Source organism: Burkholderia sp. Ac-20344, assembly GCF_017104975.1.
Lineage (GTDB): Bacteria > Pseudomonadota > Gammaproteobacteria > Burkholderiales > Burkholderiaceae > Burkholderia.
Genome location: NZ_JAAGPP010000153.1, coordinates 1 through 20,759 on the forward strand (window position 1 = coordinate 1; position 20,759 = coordinate 20,759).

Annotated in this window: 16 protein-coding genes and 2 pseudogenes; 12 read left to right on the forward strand and 6 right to left on the reverse strand. The window is 64.0% G+C overall.

The window, feature by feature from the left end; translation table 11 throughout:
- Positions 1-154: 154 nt before the first annotated feature.
- Both G3N64_RS32615 and G3N64_RS39995 read right to left on the reverse strand, forming a co-directional pair.
- A complete protein-coding gene (locus tag G3N64_RS32615; RefSeq protein WP_205787838.1) occupies positions 155-1,408 on the reverse strand; it encodes an MFS transporter in 1,254 nt (417 codons plus the stop codon).
- Positions 1,409-2,157: 749 nt separating this feature from the next.
- The gene (locus G3N64_RS39995; RefSeq protein ID WP_241021324.1) at positions 2,158-2,442 is read right to left on the reverse strand and encodes a hypothetical protein; all 285 of its coding nucleotides are present in this window, start codon (positions 2,440-2,442) and stop codon (positions 2,158-2,160) included.
- Here G3N64_RS39995 and G3N64_RS32620 point away from each other — a divergent pair.
- The 6 genes from G3N64_RS32620 to G3N64_RS32645 all read left to right on the forward strand — a co-directional run bounded on the left by G3N64_RS32620 (position 2,380) and on the right by G3N64_RS32645 (position 11,061).
- A complete protein-coding gene (locus G3N64_RS32620; protein ID WP_346778852.1) occupies positions 2,380-5,019 on the forward strand; it encodes a type VI secretion system Vgr family protein in 2,640 nt (879 codons plus the stop codon). The genes G3N64_RS39995 and G3N64_RS32620 overlap by 63 nt on opposite strands.
- Positions 5,020-5,110: 91 nt before the next feature.
- The gene (locus G3N64_RS32625) at positions 5,111-7,351 is read left to right on the forward strand and encodes a hypothetical protein (protein ID WP_205787850.1); all 2,241 of its coding nucleotides are present in this window, start codon (positions 5,111-5,113) and stop codon (positions 7,349-7,351) included.
- The gene (locus tag G3N64_RS32630; RefSeq protein WP_241021321.1) at positions 7,348-8,829 is read left to right on the forward strand and encodes a virulence factor; all 1,482 of its coding nucleotides are present in this window, start codon (positions 7,348-7,350) and stop codon (positions 8,827-8,829) included. The genes G3N64_RS32625 and G3N64_RS32630 overlap by 4 nt, the downstream gene beginning before the upstream one ends.
- Before the next feature lie 227 nt (positions 8,830-9,056).
- On the forward strand, positions 9,057-10,391 hold the full coding sequence (locus tag G3N64_RS32635) for a virulence factor (protein WP_205787852.1): 1,335 nt from the start codon (positions 9,057-9,059) through the stop codon (positions 10,389-10,391).
- A 79-nt stretch (positions 10,392-10,470) separates the two neighbouring features.
- Entirely contained in the window at positions 10,471-10,728 is a 258-nt protein-coding gene (locus G3N64_RS32640) for a PAAR domain-containing protein (RefSeq protein ID WP_205787839.1), read from the forward strand.
- Positions 10,729-11,061 carry a TrfB-related DNA-binding protein gene (locus tag G3N64_RS32645; RefSeq protein ID WP_205787840.1) on the forward strand — a complete coding sequence of 111 codons (333 nt, stop codon included), beginning with the start codon at positions 10,729-10,731 and terminating at the stop codon, positions 11,059-11,061.
- A 19-nt stretch (positions 11,062-11,080) separates the two neighbouring features.
- Here the strand turns inward: G3N64_RS32645 and G3N64_RS32650 are convergent, their stop codons facing one another.
- On the reverse strand, positions 11,081-11,695 hold the full coding sequence (locus tag G3N64_RS32650) for an NIPSNAP family protein (RefSeq protein ID WP_205787841.1): 615 nt from the start codon (positions 11,693-11,695) through the stop codon (positions 11,081-11,083).
- A 199-nt stretch (positions 11,696-11,894) separates the two neighbouring features.
- On the opposite strand from G3N64_RS32650, the gene G3N64_RS32655 reads away from it, so the two are divergent.
- The gene (locus G3N64_RS32655) at positions 11,895-13,397 is read left to right on the forward strand and encodes an aminotransferase class V-fold PLP-dependent enzyme (RefSeq protein WP_205787842.1); all 1,503 of its coding nucleotides are present in this window, start codon (positions 11,895-11,897) and stop codon (positions 13,395-13,397) included.
- A 106-nt stretch (positions 13,398-13,503) separates the two neighbouring features.
- Here the strand turns inward: G3N64_RS32655 and G3N64_RS32660 are convergent, their stop codons facing one another.
- Entirely contained in the window at positions 13,504-14,295 is a 792-nt protein-coding gene (locus G3N64_RS32660) for a helix-turn-helix transcriptional regulator (RefSeq protein WP_205787843.1), read from the reverse strand.
- 110 nt (positions 14,296-14,405) lie between these two features.
- Here G3N64_RS32660 and G3N64_RS32665 point away from each other — a divergent pair, with 110 nt between their 5' ends.
- The 3 genes and pseudogenes from G3N64_RS32665 to G3N64_RS32675 all read left to right on the forward strand — a co-directional run bounded on the left by G3N64_RS32665 (position 14,406) and on the right by G3N64_RS32675 (position 16,310).
- Entirely contained in the window at positions 14,406-15,485 is a 1,080-nt protein-coding gene (locus G3N64_RS32665; RefSeq protein WP_205787844.1) for a medium chain dehydrogenase/reductase family protein, read from the forward strand.
- Between the two features lie 81 nt (positions 15,486-15,566).
- A pseudogene (locus G3N64_RS32670) lies at positions 15,567-15,794 on the forward strand (superoxide dismutase); the annotation flags it as partial.
- Positions 15,795-15,890: 96 nt separating this feature from the next.
- A complete protein-coding gene (locus G3N64_RS32675) occupies positions 15,891-16,310 on the forward strand; it encodes a hypothetical protein (protein WP_205787845.1) in 420 nt (139 codons plus the stop codon).
- Positions 16,311-16,316: 6 nt separating this feature from the next.
- Here the strand turns inward: G3N64_RS32675 and G3N64_RS32680 are convergent, their stop codons facing one another.
- A complete protein-coding gene (locus G3N64_RS32680) occupies positions 16,317-17,333 on the reverse strand; it encodes a DJ-1/PfpI family protein (RefSeq protein ID WP_241021322.1) in 1,017 nt (338 codons plus the stop codon).
- 172 nt (positions 17,334-17,505) lie between these two features.
- Between G3N64_RS32680 and G3N64_RS32685 the strand changes: the two genes are divergently transcribed.
- Together G3N64_RS32685 and G3N64_RS32690 are read left to right on the forward strand one after the other, a co-directional pair.
- On the forward strand, positions 17,506-18,516 hold the full coding sequence (locus G3N64_RS32685; protein WP_205787847.1) for a helix-turn-helix domain-containing protein: 1,011 nt from the start codon (positions 17,506-17,508) through the stop codon (positions 18,514-18,516).
- 334 nt (positions 18,517-18,850) lie between these two features.
- Positions 18,851-20,383, forward strand: a complete 1,533-nt coding sequence (locus G3N64_RS32690) for an amino acid permease (protein WP_205787848.1) — start codon at positions 18,851-18,853, stop codon at positions 20,381-20,383.
- 119 nt (positions 20,384-20,502) lie between these two features.
- Here G3N64_RS32690 and glyA read toward each other — a convergent pair.
- Positions 20,503-20,759, reverse strand: a pseudogene (gene glyA, locus G3N64_RS32695) (serine hydroxymethyltransferase); the annotation flags it as partial.

Genomic DNA, 20,759 nt, shown 5'->3' on the forward strand with positions numbered 1-20,759 from the left:
CAACCAAGCGCTCATCGCGCTGGCACGGCGACGATGCGACGTCCTGTTCGCCATGCTGCGCGACGGCACCATTTACCAACCCAGGTCAGCCCCTAACGCTTGACGAAACACATAGGGGCACCCCCCCGCATGCACCGCCCCGCCCGCGCGGGCCTTACCGCGGTTGCTCGCCGGCCGCCAGCTCCGGTTGCACGGCCACGCGACGCTGCAGCACGGCCGGCGCGGTTTCCTTCAGCAGCAGGCTGACCACGATGCCGAGCATGACCGCGCCCATCGGCAACCACAGAATGTTCTGGATGCCAAAGTGTGCGGCGACGTAGCCGCCCATCGCCGGCGCGATGCCGCCGCCGAAGATCTCGCCGACACCGACCACCACGCCGATCGACGTCGACACGAGCCCGACGGGCGCGGCCTCGGTCGCTACCGGCCCGGACAGCAGCGACACCAGCCCGAGCGTGAAGAACGACGCGACGAACAGGACCCCGAACAGCGCGAGCGGCTGCGGGCCGAGGCCGCGGAAGATGTAGAGCATCACGGCCGTCCCCGCGAAGCCGACGATGCTCGCGAGCCGGCGGCCGACCAGGTCGGACAGGCCCGGCAGCCCGAACTGCCCGAGGAAACCGCCGAAGCCGATCGCCGACACGACGAGGCCCATCTTCTGCGTGCCGAGCGCCAGGTAATCGGTCAGGTACAGCGGGAGCAGCGCGCCGAGCACGAATACGCCCGTCATCGCGCAGCACAGCGCGGCCATCGCCACGAGGATATTGCGGCTCTTGAGCACATGGCCGAGCGACGCCGGCGCATGCTCCGACGCGACGGCCTTCGTGACCTGCGGCTCACGGATGACGAAGAACATGATCGCGCCGAGGATCAGGCCGGGAACGGCCACGAGCGCGAAGACCCAGCGCCACGACACGAAACCGAGCAGCTGCGTGGCAATGATCGGCGACAGCGCGAGCCCGAACAGCGCGAAGCCGCTTTGCTGCAGGCCGAGGTTCAGCCCGCGCCGCCGCGGATGCGACGCGTCGGCCGTCGCGGCAAAGCTCGTCGGGCAGAACGAGCCCTCCGCGACGCCCATCAGGCCGCGAATCGCCATCAGCCCGAGCAGGCCGCCCGCGAGCCCCGAGAAGCCCGACAGCAGCGAGAACGCGACGATCGCGGGAATCAGCACCTTCCTGCGGCCGATCTTGTCGGAGATGCCGCCCATCAGCGCCGCGAAGATGCCCCACGACAGGCCGAGCACGCCGATGCAGTTGCCGACGTCCTGCGCGTTCAGGTTGAGGTCCTTCATGATCGAAGGGAACAGCGGCGCGATCAGCCAGCGGTCGAGGCCGACCAGCCCGAAGCCGAGCGCCAGCAGCGTGACCGCCTTCCACTCGTATGAGGTATCCCACTCGTTTGCTTTCATGTCCGTCTCCGTGGACACAGGTTCGCCTGCGCGCGCCGGAGCGCCTGCGCATGAGCCAGGTCCGATGTCTTTTGTGTGCGACGCGAATCGCGAGGAAGTGCCGGCTGGCGTTCGGTTCGACGCGTTGAGGTCAATCAGCCGACGTCACCACGATAGGTGCACGGCTGCCAATCGGGTATGGACCAACCGGCGAACGCGCCATTCGCGAAACGCAAATAATCGGGGCGGTGCCGGAACGGGGCGACGGCGCGGCGCGGCGCGAACGGGCGCCGCGTCGAAGCCGCGCTCACTCACGTGTCACGGGGGGAATTCCCTCATGGACATCGGGGCGTCCACGCACGGCGCCATTCACGCCATGCCTGCACACGATCAGGCAAAGCCTTCGTGAACCATGCAAGAAGAAGCCGCCCGCCGGGTAGCGGGAGGCGAAGAAAGCAGGGGCAACCCAAGATGCACCGGACGAGCACCCGCGCAATCCTGGTCACAACCCTTTCCTGCATCACACTGCGCCGCAGTTCGTTCAGACATGAGATAAGTCCCATTATTCCTTTTTAAATTCAATTTATATCGACAAAACAAAAACCATCTCACCTCGATACACCACCATATTCTCATAAATAGCATTTACGCCCATTACAAAACACAAACCCCACACCCCTCACATAGAAAGTTAAATAAAGTATCAGCCCAACAAAAAATACATCTCAAAATATCAAATCATTTAACACGCCAAACAAGTTTGATATTCTTCACCGCGAATTTTCCAGAATCTTCTTTTTATTTACCTGAAACCTCAATTCGAACCAGTCCGAATTGAGAAATAAAATAATGAGATCGCGGTGATGTCGATAGAAAGTACATTCCGAAATTTTGCGTCCGATCTGATTGGCGGCAACAGACGGCCTGTCGATCTCTATTTCGGGCTGGCGCAACGCACGGTCGGCCATCTGCTGGCGCTCCATCACGCCGATATTCGCGAAGGGTTGATATCGGGGATCGACGGGCGACTGACCTGCGTGTCCACCCACGATCATCTATCGCCTGCGCTGTTTCTCGGTCTGCCCGTGTCGGTCCGGCTGACGACCGATCGGGGTGGCATACGAGCGATCAATGCGATCGTGCGAGACGTGCGAGCCGGTCAATCCGACGGTGAACTGACCGTGTACCAATTGCACGTGTGCGACGCCCTGTCGCTGATGGACCGCCGCACGAACGCCCGCATGTTCCGATCCTGCAGCGTGATCGACATTCTGGCGACGCTGATGAATGAGTGGAAACAGCGCAGCCCCGCCCTCGCGCAGGCATTCGATTTCGACCTGTCGGCATTGCAGGTCGAACGCTATCCGGTGCGCGAACTGACACGGCAGGTCAACGAGTCCGACGCGCGCTTCATCCGGCGTCTGTTGCGCCGGGAAGGCATCACGGTATTTGCGAAGGCGGGACCGATCGGAGGGGCGAGCGGCATGCCCGATGAACGCCCGATGCACACACTCCTGTTTTGCGATGATCCCTATCGCCTGACGGAAGCGCCGGCCGGCACCCTCCGCGTCCATCCGCGCGATGCCGGAGTCGAACAACGCGACACGGTGACGCTCTTTGCATACTGCCAAAGCCTGTCGTCCGGCAAAGTCAGCCGTCCGTCGTGGGATTACAAGAAAGCCCGTGTAGACGAATCCTCGACCGTCACCGGCATCGATCAGGGCGAGTCGGGGAACGACCTTGCGCACCTGCTGACCGACGTCGCGATCGACATTCCGCACGTCGGCGATTCGTGGAGCGATCACGATCGCATCACGCGCGACCGGATGCTCGCGCATCAGTTCGAAGCCGTACGCCATGAAGGCATCAGCAGCGTGCGCGACATGCCGGTCGGTCACTGGTTCACGTTGACCGGCGACCCCGAGCTGGATATGAAGCCCGCCGATCATCGCCAGTTTGTCGTCACGTCGGTTCGGCACGCTATCTGGAACAACCTGCCGAAGATCCTGGCAGGTCGCGTGAACGGGCTGTTCGCGGCAAGCCGTCACCTGGCGCAAGTCGTTCCGCCGGCACCGGCCGATGCATCGGAACGAACGGACACGCGCTATGAAAACAGTTTCACGTGCGTGCGACGCGGCGTGCCGCTCACGCCTGCCTACGATCCGCGAATCGATGTGCCGCCGGTCCATCTGCTCACCGGCACGATCGTCGGCACCCAGGGAGAGGAAGTGTTTTGCGATGAGGCCGGCCGCGTGCGCGTGCAGATTCACGGCTACGACCCGGTCGATCACGCCCACGCGCAAGGCGCCGGAACGACCGGCCTGGCCGGCGACAGCGCGCCGATTCGCGTCGGCGCAAGCCTGGCGGGGAAATACTTCGGCACGCTTTTCCTGCCTCGGGTCGGCATGGAGGTTTTGCTGGGCAGCCTGTCGGGCGATCCGGACCGTCTGGTGATCATCGGAATCCTGAGCAACGGCGCGAACCCGCCCGCGACCTTCAGCGATACCGGCTCGCTACCCGGCAACCGTTACTTGTCCGGGATCAAGACCAAGGAAATCAACGGCCATCGGTACAACCAGCTTCGTTTCGACGATACGCCGTCGCAGATTTCAGCGCAGTTGGCGAGCGAACATGCGCACACCCAGTTGAATCTCGGCTATCTGACGCAGCCGCGCAAGGACGGGCACGGGAGCGACCGGGGTGAAGGCGCGGAACTGCGCACCGACGCCGCTGCGGCGTTGCGCGCCGCCCGGGGCATGCTGTTGACGACCTATGCGCGGTCGCACGCGACCGGCGGTCAGCTCGATCGCGATGAGCTGATTCACTTGCTCGACCAATGCACGGAGCTGTTCAAGTCGCTCGGCGATTACGCCGGCCAGCACGGCGGGCAATCCGCCGACACGGCCGGCCAGGACAACATCGCGCATGCATTCCGTCACTGGAAGCCCGGCCAGTCGGAATCCGGCGCCACCGGCGACGCATCCGCGTTCATGGCGTTCGGCGCGCAAGCGGGGTCGCTGAACGTCACGCCGAAAACGCACGTCACGTATGCGGGCGAGAACATCGATCAGATCGCGCAGCAACACATGCAGATCGCGAGCGGCGAGCGAATCAATCTGCATGCCGGGCAGGGCGTCGCGATGTTCGCGCACGGCAACGGCGTATCGGCGATCGCGAATCAGGGGAAAGTAGCCATTCAATCGCAGAACGACGACACGCAGATCGAGTCCGGAAAAAACATTCGGTTGACTGCCGCCGACGGGAAGCTTGCCGGCACGGCAAGCGACGAAGTCGTATTCGTCACGTCCGGCGGCGCGTATCTCAAGCTGCATGGCGGCGATATCGAACTGGGATGCCCTGGCAAGTTCACCGTGAAATCGAACGGTCATGCATGGGATGGCCCCGCAAGCATGAGCGTCGACTTGCCGACATTCGATCAACGTACGCTCGGCCGCGTCCCGAAGCTGGTCCGCCCAACGGACGGTAACGCGTCACCGGGGTTCGAAGGACAGGTTCGAAAGACATCGGGAACGCTGTCGGATTTGACGACCGACATGGCCGGGGAACTGCCTGAGGTCGATACCGACCGGTTCGAGAGGCTGGCGGTGCAGTTCACCAAGAAGAATGTTTAACGAAAGCGCAGGAGTCCGGATGATTGATGCATCTCTCGATCCTCGGCCGGAAGAGAACGCACGCACCGACGAGCACGCCGCGAAGGCAGATATGCCCGACGCGGCTGCGCCGCGCCCGGAGCCACCTCGGATCATCGTCGGCCGGAGCGACGGCGTCTCGATGTGGACGAAAGGCACCCGGCTGATCTGCATCAAGCAACTTCCGTTGCCCGGTATCGTGATCTTCGTGCATGGGGTGAACTCCGAAGGCGAATGGTTCGAGGCCGCCGAGCAAGGATTGTGCGACGGCCTGAACCGCCGGCTCGGGCGGCTGGACGATCAACTCAAGTATCGCGGTATCGAGGCCGGGCAACTGGTGCCTGCGAAGTACACGGAAAGCGTGACGCCGGACGGTTTTTTGAATCCGAAGCTTTGGTCCGGCAACTACATCAAATCTGACCCGTCCTTCTCGCCCGTCATTCATTTCCGATGGGGCTATCGGGCGACCGCCGCTGAGCTGAAAGAGTATGGCGACAAGATCTTCCTGAACGAGAAGGACTACTGGGGCGGCGGCCCGTTCACGAACGGTTGCGCGAGCCTGCCCGATCTCTGGCACGGCGGCCTCGACGACCGCGCGGCCGGGTGGTTGACCGTCCAGGGGATCAACCCGACCAATCGACCGCTGTATCGCGCGCCGCCCCGCGCGTATGGCGTGCTCGCGGCGTTGCGTCTTGCGAGGTTGATCGAGTCGATTCGCCGCATGCAGGCCGACGTGCCGATCACCGTCGTGTGCCATAGCCAGGGCAACATCGTGGGCCTTACCGCGGCTTTCTTCGGCGATGCACTACCCGACGTCGAAGATCCGTGGGGACGTAGCGGGCATTGCGTGGCCGATGCCTACGTGCTGGCGAATGCGCCGTACAGCCTTGCGCGCGCAGACGGCCCGAATCCATCCGATACGTTCATGGATACATGGTCGCAACGCGCGACCAGGGACGGTGGCGGCCGTCGCGGGCGGCAGACCTACACCGCCCGCACGAAAACGTTCGGCAAGTTTCTGTCGATCGTCGGCAGTCGAAAGGCATACGAACCTCCCGCCGACAAGATCGATGAAGACATGGCAAACGAGCGGATATCGCCGACCAGCAAGAAGTCTTATGCAGCACAAGACGATCGGGTTCGCCACGGCCTGAACGGATCGACGTATGGTCGCGTCACCGCGTATTGCTGTCCACACGACCAGGTGATTTCGGCGGTCACGGTTCAAGGCATCGGCTGGCGCGGCATCGACGAGAACGAGCTGAACGATATCAGCGTCCCCGGCGTGCTGACGCAGCGCGTCTTTGCCTCCGGCTTCCACGTCGGCGTGCAGGAGAAATATCGGTATTGGGAAGATGACTGGCGGCATGTACAGAAGGGAAAGACGTCGGGCTTCTGGTATCCGCCTTCACCGCCTGCCAAATTCAACCTCATCGGTGCACTCAAGGGAAACGAGTCCGTGTTCGGGATAGCGGCCACGCTTGCATCCGCGCCGATCATGTTTTTCGTGACCCAGATCAGCTCGACATTGAATATGTTCCGCGTGAACGCCAATCCGCCGGAGGGCTGGGCCGTGGTGGCGGACGCGCCAGCACTCGACGAACCGTTCCCGCCGAAGGCGTTGCGGTTCGGCAAGCCCATCGAAACGAAGGACGGCAATGCGACAAGCGACTTCAACGAAGGCAACGATCCTCCGGCCGCATGGCGCGACGCAAGCAAGAACGAGACAGACAAGCGCGCGGACGATCCCTACGATCAGTACAACGCGAAGAACGACGATAGCGTCGCGCAAGGCACGGCAGAGAGCGAAGCCGGACAGCGTTACGAAGACCGCGCGTTGATGCGGATGGAGGCCCGGAGAACGCTGAATACGGAATGGCTCGATGGTGATGGCCACGTGATCGGTGAGGACGGCAAGAGCGAAATGCCGGAGGGCTACAAGGAATGGCGCGACAAGCAGATTGTCGATTGGCTCGATCGTGGCTCGACCAACAGCCCGACGAATCACTCCACGACGATGACCAATCCGAAGCATGCGGAAAAGGCGCTTGCTTACGATGTGGCGATTGGGGTTTGCTATCTGACGCCCGAGCAACTCTATGACTTGCGGATTGAGGCGGATTGGCGGATGTCTGATGGGATTCCCGAAGGCCATCCGAACAAGAAATATGGAAAGTACTTTGCCAAGGGTGCAATTTACGACCTGCCGATGCATGAGTGGGTACATGCGGAGAGCAGCGAAGGCAAGATGCCGGACGCGATCACGAATGAACGAGAAGATCAGTTCTATCTGAAGGTCGGGGGAGCGATATGAAGGCGCTGATCGCCGAATGGCCGCGACGTGTTGCCGTTGCGGTGGCTGCATGGATGATCGCAGCCCTACTCATGGCCTCCCTGATGGCGCACGTAGAACAACCGGACCCCGCACAATTGGAAATAGGAGATTGGATGAAACGATTTGTCGTTGTACCCAGCCTAGTGGCGCTCGTGGTGTTTCTCTTCACTACAGCCGTGATGCGTTCGGCACATTCCGCACCTTCCCCGGAGTCGGTAGCAAATTCAACTCCAACCATAGAGGAATCAGTGAGGCCGTTTGTGGCACAGGTCGTCGGCTTGATCTGGTTGAATCCGTTGCAACGCATGGACTATCCGACCGAATGGCAATTGCTATGGACGCAAGGGCTTGCCGCGCCGAACAAGAATGACGACATGGTGCGCACCGATCCGAAGTCTTTCACGACGTTGCAATCGGTAGCCGGAATCGCTTATGGAAATCGTGGCGCGGAGACATTCAAGGGCTTCTACCACAAGTACATGGAAAAATTTCCCGGCCTGATGAGCAGTCGTTACGCGATGAACGCAAAGTACTTCTACACAGTAAAGCCAGATAACAAAAATGATTGGCGCGAACTTTCCGGGATTCGCATCGAGGCTGCAGTTCCTGAGCGCCTTGATTCGGATATCGCGCGCGAATACCTAACGGAGTCGCTCCGAGAAACCTTCTTTATAGGCAACCCACATTTCCCGACGATGTGGAGTCGCAGTGCGCTCCCCGACGTACAAATCACACGAGGCGGCGCGAACGCCGGCTTCACTTCATTGAACAACGCATTGGGCTACTTGCAGGCGAACCCCGACAAGAGCGTCTGGGTAGTGAACTGGGACGCACCCAACTTCCCGCCCACGGATGCACAGATCAACGAGAACCTTGTCGTGCTGTTCCTCGCCGGCCCAACCTTCAACACCGAGCGTGAGCCCCTCGCCTGGATCGGCAAGGCCGCGACCGGTAACACGCTTGATTTTCCGAAGAAGGTCGGCACGACCCGCACCGTGCAGGCGTGGAAGGCGACCATTGACCAAGCGGCGCGCAACGCCGGCATCGCGGCCGCCGACCTCAACTACATCGTTCACGACGCAGGCAAAGGCAGCGACGCATCGTCGGCACGTCATGCCGCGCTCGCGCAGACCTTGACGGAAACGCTTCCCGAATACGACCACCACAAACAGACCTTCAACACAGCCGCCCTACTCGGTGACATGGGAACAGGCAGCGCATTGACCGACGTCGCGCTCGCCATCGGCCGGATCAACCACTTCGGCGGTAACGCACTCGTCGCCGGCACGACCGATCCGGATCACCCTGTCGCGGTCGTCGTCCGGCCACCGTCGAAGCTCACGACGATCGACCCCGACAAGGACTGGTTCCGCGCGCGCGGCGGAAACAACGCCTACCTGCCGTGGTGGGGACGTCGACACGATACCGATTACGGCATGCAAGGTTACTCGTGGTAATGCAAGCCGATGCAGTAGCACGTCGCATGCGAACGATACCGCTGCACCAGTCGTTCCAAGCCAATGCAGCCTCAATGTTGAAGGGTGATTTGAAAACACTGATCGCTACATGGCCGAGACGTGTCGCCGTCGCCGTTTCTACATGGCTGATCACCACCGTGCTAATGGCTTCGATGATGGCACACGTAGAACAACCTGACCCGGCCCATTTGGAAATAGGAGATTGGATGAAGCGATTCATTGTCGTGCCCGGCTTGGCTGCAGTCATGGTGTTTCTGTTCACCACCGTCCTGATGTGTCCAGCACAGGCCGCGCCTGTCCGAGCGCTTGCCGAACAAGCCGCAGAAGAACCGGCGAAGCCGTTTGTTGCACAGGTTGTTGGCCTAATGTGGCTGAATCCATTGCAACGCATGGACTACCCCACCCAATGGCAATTGTTGTGGACCCAAGGACTTGCCGTTCCAAACAAGAATGACGATATGGTTCGCACTGATCCGAAGTCGTTTACCACGTTGCAATCGGTAGCTGGTATCGCATACGGAAACAGAGGCGAGGAAACATTTAGAGGCTTCTATCGCAAGTACATGTTCGAGTTCCCTCTAATAATTCGCTCACGCTATTTCGCCAATCCAAAATATTTCTACACGGTAGGACCAAACGACAAAGGAGAGTGGCGCGAATTGGCGGGAATTCATGTTGAGCTTGCGATTCCGAATCGACTTGATTCGGCTGAATCGCAAAGCTACTTGCGCGACTCAATTCGAAAATCATTCTCGATCGGCAACCCGCATTTCCGAGAAAGGTGGAGCCGCGACACGCCCCCCGACGTACAAATCACACAAGGTGGCGCGAACGCCGGCTTCACTTCATTGAACAACGCATTAGACTACTTGCAGGCGAACCCCGACAAGAGCGTCTGGGTGATGAACTGGGACGCACCCAACTTCCCGCCCACGGATGCACAGATCAACGAGAACCTTGTCGTGCTGTTCCTCGCCGGTCCGACCTTCAATACGGAACGCGAACCGCTGGCATGGATCGGCAAAGCCGCAACGGGCAACACGCAAGCGTTTTCGCCGAAGGTTGGCACGACGCGCGCCGTGCAGGCATGGAAGGCAACCATCGACCAGGCTGCACGCAATGCCGGCGTCGCGGTCACGAACCTGAGTTACATCGTCCACGACGCAGGCGCCGGTAGCGATACCGCATCGTCACGCGTCGCCGCGCTCGCACAAACCTTGACCGAAACCCTTCCCGAATACGACCACCAGAAGCGGACATTCAACACGGCGGCCCTACTCGGTGACATGGGAACCGGCAGCGCATTGACCGACGTCGCGCTCGCCATCGGCCGGATCAATCACTTCGGCGGCAACGCACTCGTCGCCGGCACGACCGATCCGGAGCACCCTGTCGCGGTCGTTGTCCGGCCACCGTCGAAGCTCACGCCGATCGACCCCGACAAGGACTGGTTCCGCGCACGCGGTGGCAACAACGCCTACCTGCCGTGGTGGGGCCGCCGACACGACACAAATTACGGCATGCAAGGCTATTCATGGTGACGCACACCGGGGCGGCAAATTGCTTCATCCGAGCGTGATCGCCGCGTCAGACCTCAAACCATTTGGAGGACGGAATCCCATGCGGGGAATTATCCGGGTAGAAGATACGCACACCCACGGCGGCCGGGTCGAAGCCGGCGCCCGAAAAAGCACGGTGATGGGGCGCGCGGTCGCTCGTAGCGGCGACCCATGCTCGTGTCCGATTCATGGCGCTTGCGAGATTGCCGAAGGCGACACGGCATTCAAGGTCGAAGGTCGAGACGCTGCCTTCGATGGTCACAAGACGTCATGCGGCGCGACCTTGATTTCTTCACTTCACACTTCCGGGCGAGTTTGAATGCAAAAGACCCGACGCATGACTGCCGAACAGTTCCGCCTGTTGCGCGTGCAAAATACACGAATCAAGCCTTTGAACCAGTGGGCCCTGCACGAGATTTTCGTCAAGGGCCGATCGCAGCGGGCCGTGGCGGCGGAAGTCGGCATGACGTGTTCCGCGATGTCGCAGCTCGTACGGAAGGTGTGGCAGCGGTATCTGGAGCTGCCGGGAAACTGCACGCGCCTCACCACCCTCACGATCACGATCCCGGCCAGATATGAGCCCGCACTCCAGGCATGGGTGCGGGATGCCTATCGATTGGCGATTCAGAACGAACAAGATTCGGCAACCTGATCGGCAATTCACCGAAGACTCAACCCAGCGGAGACCACGCCTCCGGCAGGCAAATCGTCGACGTAGCCCGCTCGATCTGCTGCGGTCCGCCTTTGGGCGGCCAAAGCCCTTCGGCATAGTGGCGCGCGCGCAATGCCATGCGCTCCTCCAGGCTCGAGAATCCCCAGATATGGGCAATGCGAGGCGGGCCATCGATCGCGTACAGGTTCGCGACGAGATGCGACGTATAGGCTTCGGCCGGGCCGACGGCCTGCTCCCACGCGGCGATCGTCGGCGCGATCCCGGCCGGTTTGAGCCAGTAGCGGCGAAATTCGTAGAACCTGCCGAGTTTCGACGGCTCGATCTCGGGCAGGAACGGAAACAGTTCGTAGGTTTCCATGCTGAGACCCACATGGTCACCGTCGATATTGAACGGCCCGCCGCTCATCAACGCACGACGGCGCTCCTGCCGCAGTTCGTCGGCATCGTCGAAGCCTCGCAACACGACGATCTGCCCCAGCTCGCCGATTTCCGAACGCCACGCGCCGAGGAGGCGCCCCGCGGCCTCCGGATCCGATACCCACCGATGCGCACCGGCGGAAACGGCATCCTGCTCCAGCAGCAAACACGACAGCGTTGTCAGTTCATACTGCATGTCGATCATCCCTCGCAAAATGGGCTGCGGACATGCAAATCGCCCCCGCCCGCCGTCATAAAAATAAATTCCCCAAATCCCACTTTTGATAAAACGTTACTCCATATCAAGCTGAATCACCAGCCAACTTTGGATCCTTTTTCCCTTCTGTCCCCCGTATCATTTCTCCCATTCCGAAAGAAAAGAGCAAGAGAAGGACATGAGCGACACCACCACGCTGCACTACCTCGACTACGCCGCCACGACGCCCGCCGATCCCCGCGTGATCGACGCGATGACGGCCTGCCTCGGCTTCGACGGCATCTTCGGCAATCCGGCATCGAGCTCGCATACCGCCGGCCGGCTCGCGAAAGACAAGGTCGAGCAGGCCCGCGCGCAAGTCGCCGCGCTGATCGGCGCGGACGTCGACGAGATCGTCTGGACGTCGGGCGCCACCGAATCGAACAACCTCGCGCTGAAGGGCTATGCGGAAAACGCGACCGGCAAGCGCCACCTGATCACGAGCCGCATCGAGCACAAGGCCATTCTCGACACGATGGCGAACCTGTCGAAGCACGGCGCGTCGGTCACGTTCCTGACGCCCACGCGCGACGGCGAAATCACCGCCGACGCGGTCGCCGCCGCGATCGGCCCCGATACGGGCCTCGTGTCGCTGATGCTCGTGAACAACGAGCTCGGCACGCTGACCGATATTGGCGCGATCTCCCGCATCGTGCATGACGCGGGCGCGCTGCTCCACGTCGACGCCGCGCAGGCGCTCGGCAAGACGCCGATCGACGTGCGCGCGCTCGGCATCGACCTGCTGTCGATGTCCGCGCACAAGGTGTACGGCCCCAAGGGCATCGGCGCGCTGTTCGTGCGCCGCGACATCGCGAACCAAATCGCGCCTCAGATTCATGGCGGCGGGCACGAGCGCGGCTTGCGCTCGGGCACGCTCGCGACGCACCAGATCGTCGGCATGGGTGTGGCGTGCGCACTGGCCGCCGAAAAACTCGACGGCGAAGCCGCGCGGATCGCGGCGCTCGGCGCCCGCCTGACGGACGCGCTGGTCGCGCTCGGCGATGTCACGCAGAACGCGGCCGCCGCGTGCCGCATCCCGCACACGTTGAGCCTGACGGTGAATGTGCCCGGCTTCTTCCCGTTCATGCTCGGCGAAGCGCTCGCCGTGTCGTCGACGTCCGCGTGCAACTCGACCAGCGGCGCACCGTCCCACGTGCTGACCGCGATCGGCCTCGATGCGGAAACGGCAGGCCGCACCGTGCGCGTGAGCTTCGGCCGCTTTACGACGGAGCAGGACGTCGACTTCGCGATCGCCTGTTTCCGCAACGCGATCGAACAGTGTCGCGCGACGGCGTCGAACGGGTTCTCTGCTTCGCGGCAGATCACGCCGGCCGACCTGAAGGCGATCCGCAATGCCGGCTTCCGCTCGGTCATCTGCAACCGGCCGGACGGCGAAGGCGACGCACATCCGGCGTTCGATGAGATCGCCGCGGCGGCCCGCGAACTGGGCCTCGAAGCACGCTACCTGCCGGTCGAGCGCGACCGCATCGGCGATGCGGAAATCGATGCATTCGGCGAACTGGTCGATACGCTGCAGAAGCCGGTGCTCGCGTACTGCCGCAGCGGCAGCCGCTCCGGCATGCTGTGGAATCGCCTGTCCGCCCGGCGCACGGCGTCGGCGTCGGCCTCTGCTTCGGCTTAAACCGGAACCCCGCCGCGCCAAACCGTCCCGCCCGGCCCCGCCCGCTTTCGCACACGAAGCCGATGCTTCGATGCGCTGCCGGGCGGTGGCGCCGGCCAACGCCGCGTCAATCCCCTCCTTCCTCATTCACCGGCGTATAGATCGCCAGCTTCAGCGCGGGATCGTCGTTCGCCTGAAACGTCGCGTATTCATAGCGCTGCGCGCCACGTTGCGCATGCGCGAACACCTTCTGCCCCGACACGCCGCTGCGCACGTCATGCGCGTCCCACCATTGCGCGAACGCGTCGCTGCTCGTGCGCAAGCGCTCCACCAGCGCGATGAACGCCGGATCGCTCGCATGGAGATCGTGGCTCGCGCGAAACAGCGCGAGCATCCGGCGTGCCTCGTCGGCCCAGCTCGCGGCGAAGAGCTGCCGCGCGTGCGGCTCGACGAACATGTAGACGAGGATGTTGCGGTCCGCTTCCGCGAGCCGGTCGAAGCCGAGCAGGTCGGCGGCCGCGGCGTTCCACGCAAGGATGTCCCAGCGCCGCCCGGTCACGTAGGCGGGCTGATTCAGGTGTGCAACGAGCCGCTCGATGGAAGGCGGCACGCGCTCCCGCACGAACGCCCGTGACACGTCGCGCCGCGCGAGCGCGCGCAGATGGGCGGCCTCGGCCGTGTCCAGCCGCAACGCGCGCGCCAGCGCTTCGAGCGTCGCCTCCGACGGGCTGACATCGCGCCCCTGTTCCAACCGCACATACCAGTCGACGCCGATCCCCGCCAGTTCCGCGACCTCCTCGCGCCGCAGCCCAGGCGTGCGCCGGCGCGGGCCGTCGTGCAGGCCGACGGCATCCGGCCGCAGCTTCTTGCGCCGCGAGCGCAGGAAATCGCCGAACGGGGTACGCGTGGTGACGGTCATCGGGTTCGCTCCGTGGAGGGGGGTATCGGGCAATCCTGGGTTCGTGCCGGGCCTTGTTGCCGATTCTAAGCCTGCCAGAATCGGCCCGTCCCCCACCCTCGGGAAACCTCATGAAAGCTGCGATTCTGAAGTCGCTCGGCACGCCGCTCGCGATCGAAACGATGCCGGACCCGGTGCTCGGCACCGGCGAGGTCATCGTGGATGTCGCTGCGACGCCCGTGCTGCCCTATGCGCACGAAGTGTTCAGCGGCGAGCGCCGCTATCCGATCGCGTTGCCGATCGTACCCGGCTGCGGCGCAATCGGCCGGGTCCGGCAAAGCGGCCCCGACGCGACGCAGTTGCAGCCGGGCGACTGGGTGTTCTGCGATCCCACCGTGCGCTCGCGCGACGATGCGCGGATGCCCGACATCGTGCTGCAGGGCTGGAGCGCTCGCGGCGAAGGCGGCCAGCAGTTGCAGCGCCATTTCCACGATGGCCCGTTTGCCGAACGGGTACGGGTGCCGACCGAAAACGCGGTGCGCATCGGCGCTATCGCGCCGGCCGACGCCGCGCGCTGGTGCGCGTTCAATACGTTGCTCGTGCCGTACGGCGGGCTGCTCGCGTCCGATCTGCGTGCAGGCGAGATCGTGCTCGTGAGCGGTGCGACCGGCCACTTCGGCAGCGCATGCATCGCGGTGGCGCTGGCGATGGGCGCGCGGTGCGTGATCGCACCCGGCCGCAACGCGCGCACGCTGGCGGACCTCGCGCGCCGCTTCGGCGAACGCGTGCGCACCGTCGAGCTGACCGGCGACGAAGCCACGGATCGCGCCAACCTGCAACAGGCGTCGCCGGGGCCCATCGACTGCGTGATCGACCTGATGCCGCCGTCGGTGCCCGCGACGACGGTGCGCGCCGCCGTGATGGCGGTGCGGCCCTATGGGCGCGTGGTGCTGATGGGCGGCGTCGGCATGCTCGGCGGGGCGGGGCTCGAGTTGCCGTACCCGTGGATCATGCGCAACGACATCACGCTGCGCGGCAAATGGATGTACCCGACGGAAGCCGTGACGCTGATGACGGGGCTCGTCCGCGGCGGGCTGCTCGACCTCGGGCAATTCGACGTGACGTGCTTCCCGCTCGACGAAGCGAACGACGCGGTTGCGCATGCGGCGGCGAATGGCGGGCCGTTCAGGATGACGGTGATTGTGCCGTAGCATTCGCGCGCGGCATTCCGGCCGGTCCGCCGGCCATCTCGCGCGGCGTCGAAAGCCCTGGCCCCCTCACGCGCCATACGCAAAGTGCGCGACGCGTGGCAACTGCTCAAGCGCGGGATCGTCCGCGACATCCATTACCGTCAGGATCGCCCCGGTGTCGCAATCATTGCGGAGTGCGATTCGATCGAAAGCGCCCGCGAAGCACTGCGCGAGTTTCCGCTGGCAAAGGCCGGGCTGATCGACCGGGACATCATTCCGCTCGGCGCGTTTCTCGGCTGGGAAGCGCTGTTTGCAGAGGGCCACGCGTGATCTTCGCGGTCGGCGGCGTGACGCGAACACGCCGCGCAGCCCGGGCGCCGGTGAAATCCGTCACAATGGCCGTCGTCTCCGTCACCCGTACCCCGCATGCCCTGCCCGTCAAATTCTCGCGCGTGGAAGCGCGCCGACGCTGACGCACCTTCGACCCATCATCCGCGCCACTGGCGGCGTGCCGGCCGGGCCGCCGCGCTGCTGCTTGCCGCGAGCATCGCCGCGTGCGACGCGACGCCGGTGCCGGACCGGCTCTCGGACGTCGACGCGACCTACGCGATGAAGGAGCGGTTCGGCCTCGGCGACGTCATGGTGTTTCTCGGGTCCTGCATCGGCGCAAAAAACCCGACTTACCCCGGCCAGGCGGCCTGCACGCTCGTCATCCGCTCGAACGGCCACGGGTCGGAAACGCAGGCCGATTTCCACTGGAACGGGACGAAATGGGTGGCCGCGCCCACCGAGTCGCGGGACCTCCTCCCCTATCCCGATCCCGAGCTCGCCAGGTGGGTGAAGTAAAACGGGCTACTGCGAATACTCGAGTTGCAGCGCGACCCAGCCCGATGTCGCCTCGCCGTAGCGGGCCGCGATGTCTCCGAGCACACCGGGAAGCACCGCTTCGCCACGCCGACCGGCCGGCATCGTCACGCGCACGTGCCGGACATGCGCCGGCTGCGCCAGCAACCGCAGGCCGTGCCTCGACTCGACCACGCGCGCGCCTGCCGTCGCGACGACGTCACTGCGCCAGGTCCGCGCCCACGCGTCGGCGGTCAACGCAACCGGAAGCTCGTCAAACCCGTGTTCGAGCGGAAGATCGAACGTCTCGTGCCGCCAGAACGCGACGCGGTTCGTCAGTGCGACCGCCACCGCACGCGCAGTCAACGCGAACCGGCTACCGTCGTGAACGTCGCGCCATGCCTGCGCGCCGACGCGCCGCGCAGTCTCGCTGGCCGCTGCCGGCCCCGCCAGCGCACCCACCAATGCCAGCGAAGCGGGAATCGACGCCGACACGCCGGTCGTCGTCATCACGTTGCCGTCCATCACATAGCGGCGATCGTCGACCCACGTCGTCCCGGCAAAGCCGCGCCGCAGGCGGTCGCGCGAATACCAGTGGGACGTCGCCGTGCGATGCCGCAGCAGGCCTGCGTTCGCCAGGACTTCCGCGCCATCGCAGATCGCCACCATCGTCGCGCCGGCAACGGCCTGCTTGCGCAACCACGCCGATACTGCCGGGCTGTCCGCGCGATGCAGCGCGGGCACGATCACCACATCGGCCCCCGCAGGCGTCGCGGCATCGAACCGTTCGAAGGTCGTATCGGCCAGCATCCGTAGCGCGGGCATCAGTTCGACCGCCCCCGCGTCGGTCGACACGGCAACGACATCCACCGTACCGGACGCCTTCAGGATCGAATAAGGAACGATGAAATCGGTCGTCTCCGTTCCTGCGTTGTCCGCGACGATCGCAACGAGCGGCCGCGTGCGGCCGGCCTTCGGCACGCCGATCGTCAGCGCTTGTGCGACCGGCGGTGCATCCTCCGCCATCGCCGGTCCCCCCCGCCCCGCTGCACACGCGCCCAACATCGCCCACACGAGCAGCACTGCCCCGCCTGTCTTCCGTACCCGCATCGTTCACCCGCATCCGTCGATTGCACGTCCGGAAAATTACAAGGATCATGCTCGCGGTCACAAGGACAACTCCACCGCACTTTCCGCCATGTCCCAGTCAACTTGCTCGGCACGCGACATCGTTGTCGTCGGCTTCGAAGGCGTCCAGTCGCTCGACATCACGGGGCCGATGGAAGTGTTCGCGGTCGCGAACCGTTACCTTCCCGACCATGCCGCGCCGTACCGGCTCACGCTCGCGTCGCAACACGGCGATGACATCGTCACGCACGCGGGCCTGCGGCTCGCCGGGACGGCCGCGCTGGCGGCACTGCCGGGACGGATCGACACGATCATCGTCGCCGGCGGCAGTGAAGCGGCGCTGCGGCACGCCGCGTCGGAAGCCGGCGTGCTGCCGTGGCTGCGTACGCGGATCGCGGATACGCGGCGCATCGCGAGCATCTGCACGGGTGCGTTCGTGCTCGCCGCAGGCGGATGGCTGGACGGCAAGCGCGCGACCACGCACTGGAACCAGTGTTCGGCGCTGCAGGCACGCTGCCCCGGCGCTCGCGTCGAGCCAGATGCGATCTACGTCAGCGATCCGCCGTTCCATACGTCGGCCGGCGTGACAGCCGGCATCGATCTGTGTCTTGCACTCGTCGAGGCGGACTGCGGTGCGCCGACCGCGCTCGCGGTCGCACGCGAACTCGTGCTGTTCATGCACCGTCCCGGCGGACAGGCGCAGTTCAGCGTCGGGCTCGGCTCGCTGGCCAACGCAACGCCGCGCATGCGCGCGCTGCTGGCCGAGATTGCCGACGATCCGACCGGCGATCTCGGTGTCGCGGCGCTGGCCGCACGGATGCACATGAGCGAACGCACGTTTGCACGCCACTTCCTCAAGGAAACCGGGCGCTCACCCGCACAGTTCGTCCTTGCAGCGCGCGTCGAACGCGCGAAGGCGCTGCTCGAGCGGGCCGACTGGCCGCTCGAACGTGTCGCCGAACGTTCGGGATTCGGCAGCGTCGACGCGTTGCAACGCGCGTTCGCGAAGCAGGTCGGCGTATCGCCGCGCGACTATCGCGCACGCTTCGGCGTGCAACGCAACAGGCAGCGGATCGCGTAGGCCGCCGCCAGTCAGCCGGCCTGCCGGCCACGCCGTCGAATCGCCCACCGTCAACGCAGCCCGCCAACGCGCGCGCTCGTGCGCCACTGTCCGTGCTTCCGGCAACCGCGCGCGATGCCCTCTTCCGGTGCATCCCTCCGGATTTTCACTACGTTGCCGAAATCTGATAGAGCCGGGAGATTTGATTTCATACCGTTCACGCATCGGACTGGAAAGCGATGGCCGCGCGACCCCGGCATCGCGAGCCGCCGACGAATCCCAGGAGCGGGCCAAATTGCTTGGCCCGGGCGGCGATGACGGTCCTGCCACGCAGGACATTCGTGACGGAGCGACCATGGATGCAAAACTCCAGCCTGATTCAGGCACCGACGGTGACGTAAGCCTGCTGCACAAGATGGGCTATGCGCAGGAACTGTCGAGACGTATGAGCGGTTTCTCGAACTTCGCGGTTTCGTTTTCGGTGATCTGCATCCTGTCGGGCGGCATTACCGCGTTTCAACTCGCCTTTTCCGCCACCGGCGGCGCGTCGGTCGGCCTCGGCTGGCCATTGGGCTCGCTGTTCGCGCTGATCGTCGCCGTGTCGATGTCGCAGATCGCGTCCGCGTTCCCGACGGCTGGCGGCCTCTATCACTGGGGCGCGATCCTCGGCGGGAAGAAATGGGGGTGGATGACCGCGTGGATCAACCTGATCGGGCTGATCTTCGTGATCGCCGCGATCAATTTCGGCACCTACGACCCGTTCTTCAAGACGCTGATCGCGCCGATGTTCGGCGTCAGCCCGGACAGCCTGACCTGGTGGCATCAGACGGCCTTCATCGCGTTCATCACGATCTCGCAGGCAATCCTGAATGCCCGCGGCATCAGGATCGCGAGCAAGATCACCGACCTGTCGGGCTACCTCATCTTCGTGGTGACGATCGCGCTGGTGGTGTCGCTGCTCTACTACTCGCCGGTCGCGTTCGATGCACACCGGCTGGTGACGTTTACCAACTTCACCGGCGTCGACGGCGGCGCATGGCCGAAGCAGGCCACGCCGCTCGCGTTCCTGTCCGGCCTGCTGCTCGTGACCTACACGATCACCGGCTTCGACGCTTCCGCGCACACATCCGAGGAAACGCATGACGCGGCCCGGAACGTGCCGCGCGGCATCATCGGGTCGGTGTTCTGGTCCGCGGTGTTCGGCTACGTGATGGTGTGCGCGTTCGTGCTGGTGATGCCCGACCTGACCGCCAGCATGAAGCAGGGCACGGGCTTTTTCGAAGCCATTCTCGCGCCGATTCCGAAGACGTTGCGCGTCTGCCTCGAACTCGCGATGTTCTTCATCAACTACGTGTGCGGGCTCGCCGCGATCATGTCGACGTCGCGGATGGTGTACGCCTTTGCACGCGACGGCGGGCTACCGGCGTCGAAGCTGCTGCGCAGCGTGAACCCGGCGCACCGGACGCCCGGCCCCGCGATCTGGACGTGCGCGGTGCTCGCGATCGTCGTCACGCTGTACGGCGACGCGTTCTCGGTGCTGAGCGCCGGCAGCGCGGTGTTCCTGTTCATCTCGTACGCGATGCCGATCGGCTCCGGGATGCTGGCCGAAGGCCGCTCGTGGACCGACAAGGGCCCGTTCCAACTGGGGATCGGGTCGAAGCCGTGTGCGTTGCTCGCGCTGGTCGGCGCCTGCGTGCTCGCGTATGTCGGCATCCAGCCGCCGAACGAGAAGGTGCTGTACGTGCTCGTCGGTTTCGTCGTGGTGCTGATGGTGATCTGGTACGGCTTCGGCGTGCGCAACACGTTCGCGGGGCCGCCGGTGCTGAAGGACACGCGCAATCTCGACCGCATCCGCGAACTCGAGGCGAACGTCGATCCGACCGTCTGAAGCGTCTTCGAGCACATTAAAAAAACCGACTCGCTGGCTCGATGCCGCGAGTCGGTTTTTTCATGTCTACGCGCAACGGCAAGATTCAACCGCCTTGCAGCGGTTGAATCTTGCGGGCATCAGCCGTAGACGGGGAAACGCTTGGTCAGCTCGGCAACCTGCCCGCGCACGCGCTCGAGCGTCGCGGCATCTTCCGGCGCTTCCAGCACATCCGCGATCAGGTTGCCGACGATCTCGGCTTCCTTCACGCCGAAGCCGCGCGTCGTCATCGCCGGCGAGCCCAGGCGCACGCCGCTCGTCACGAACGGCTTTTCCGGATCGTTCGGAATCGCGTTCTTGTTCACCGTGATGTGCGCAGCACCCAGCGCCGCTTCCG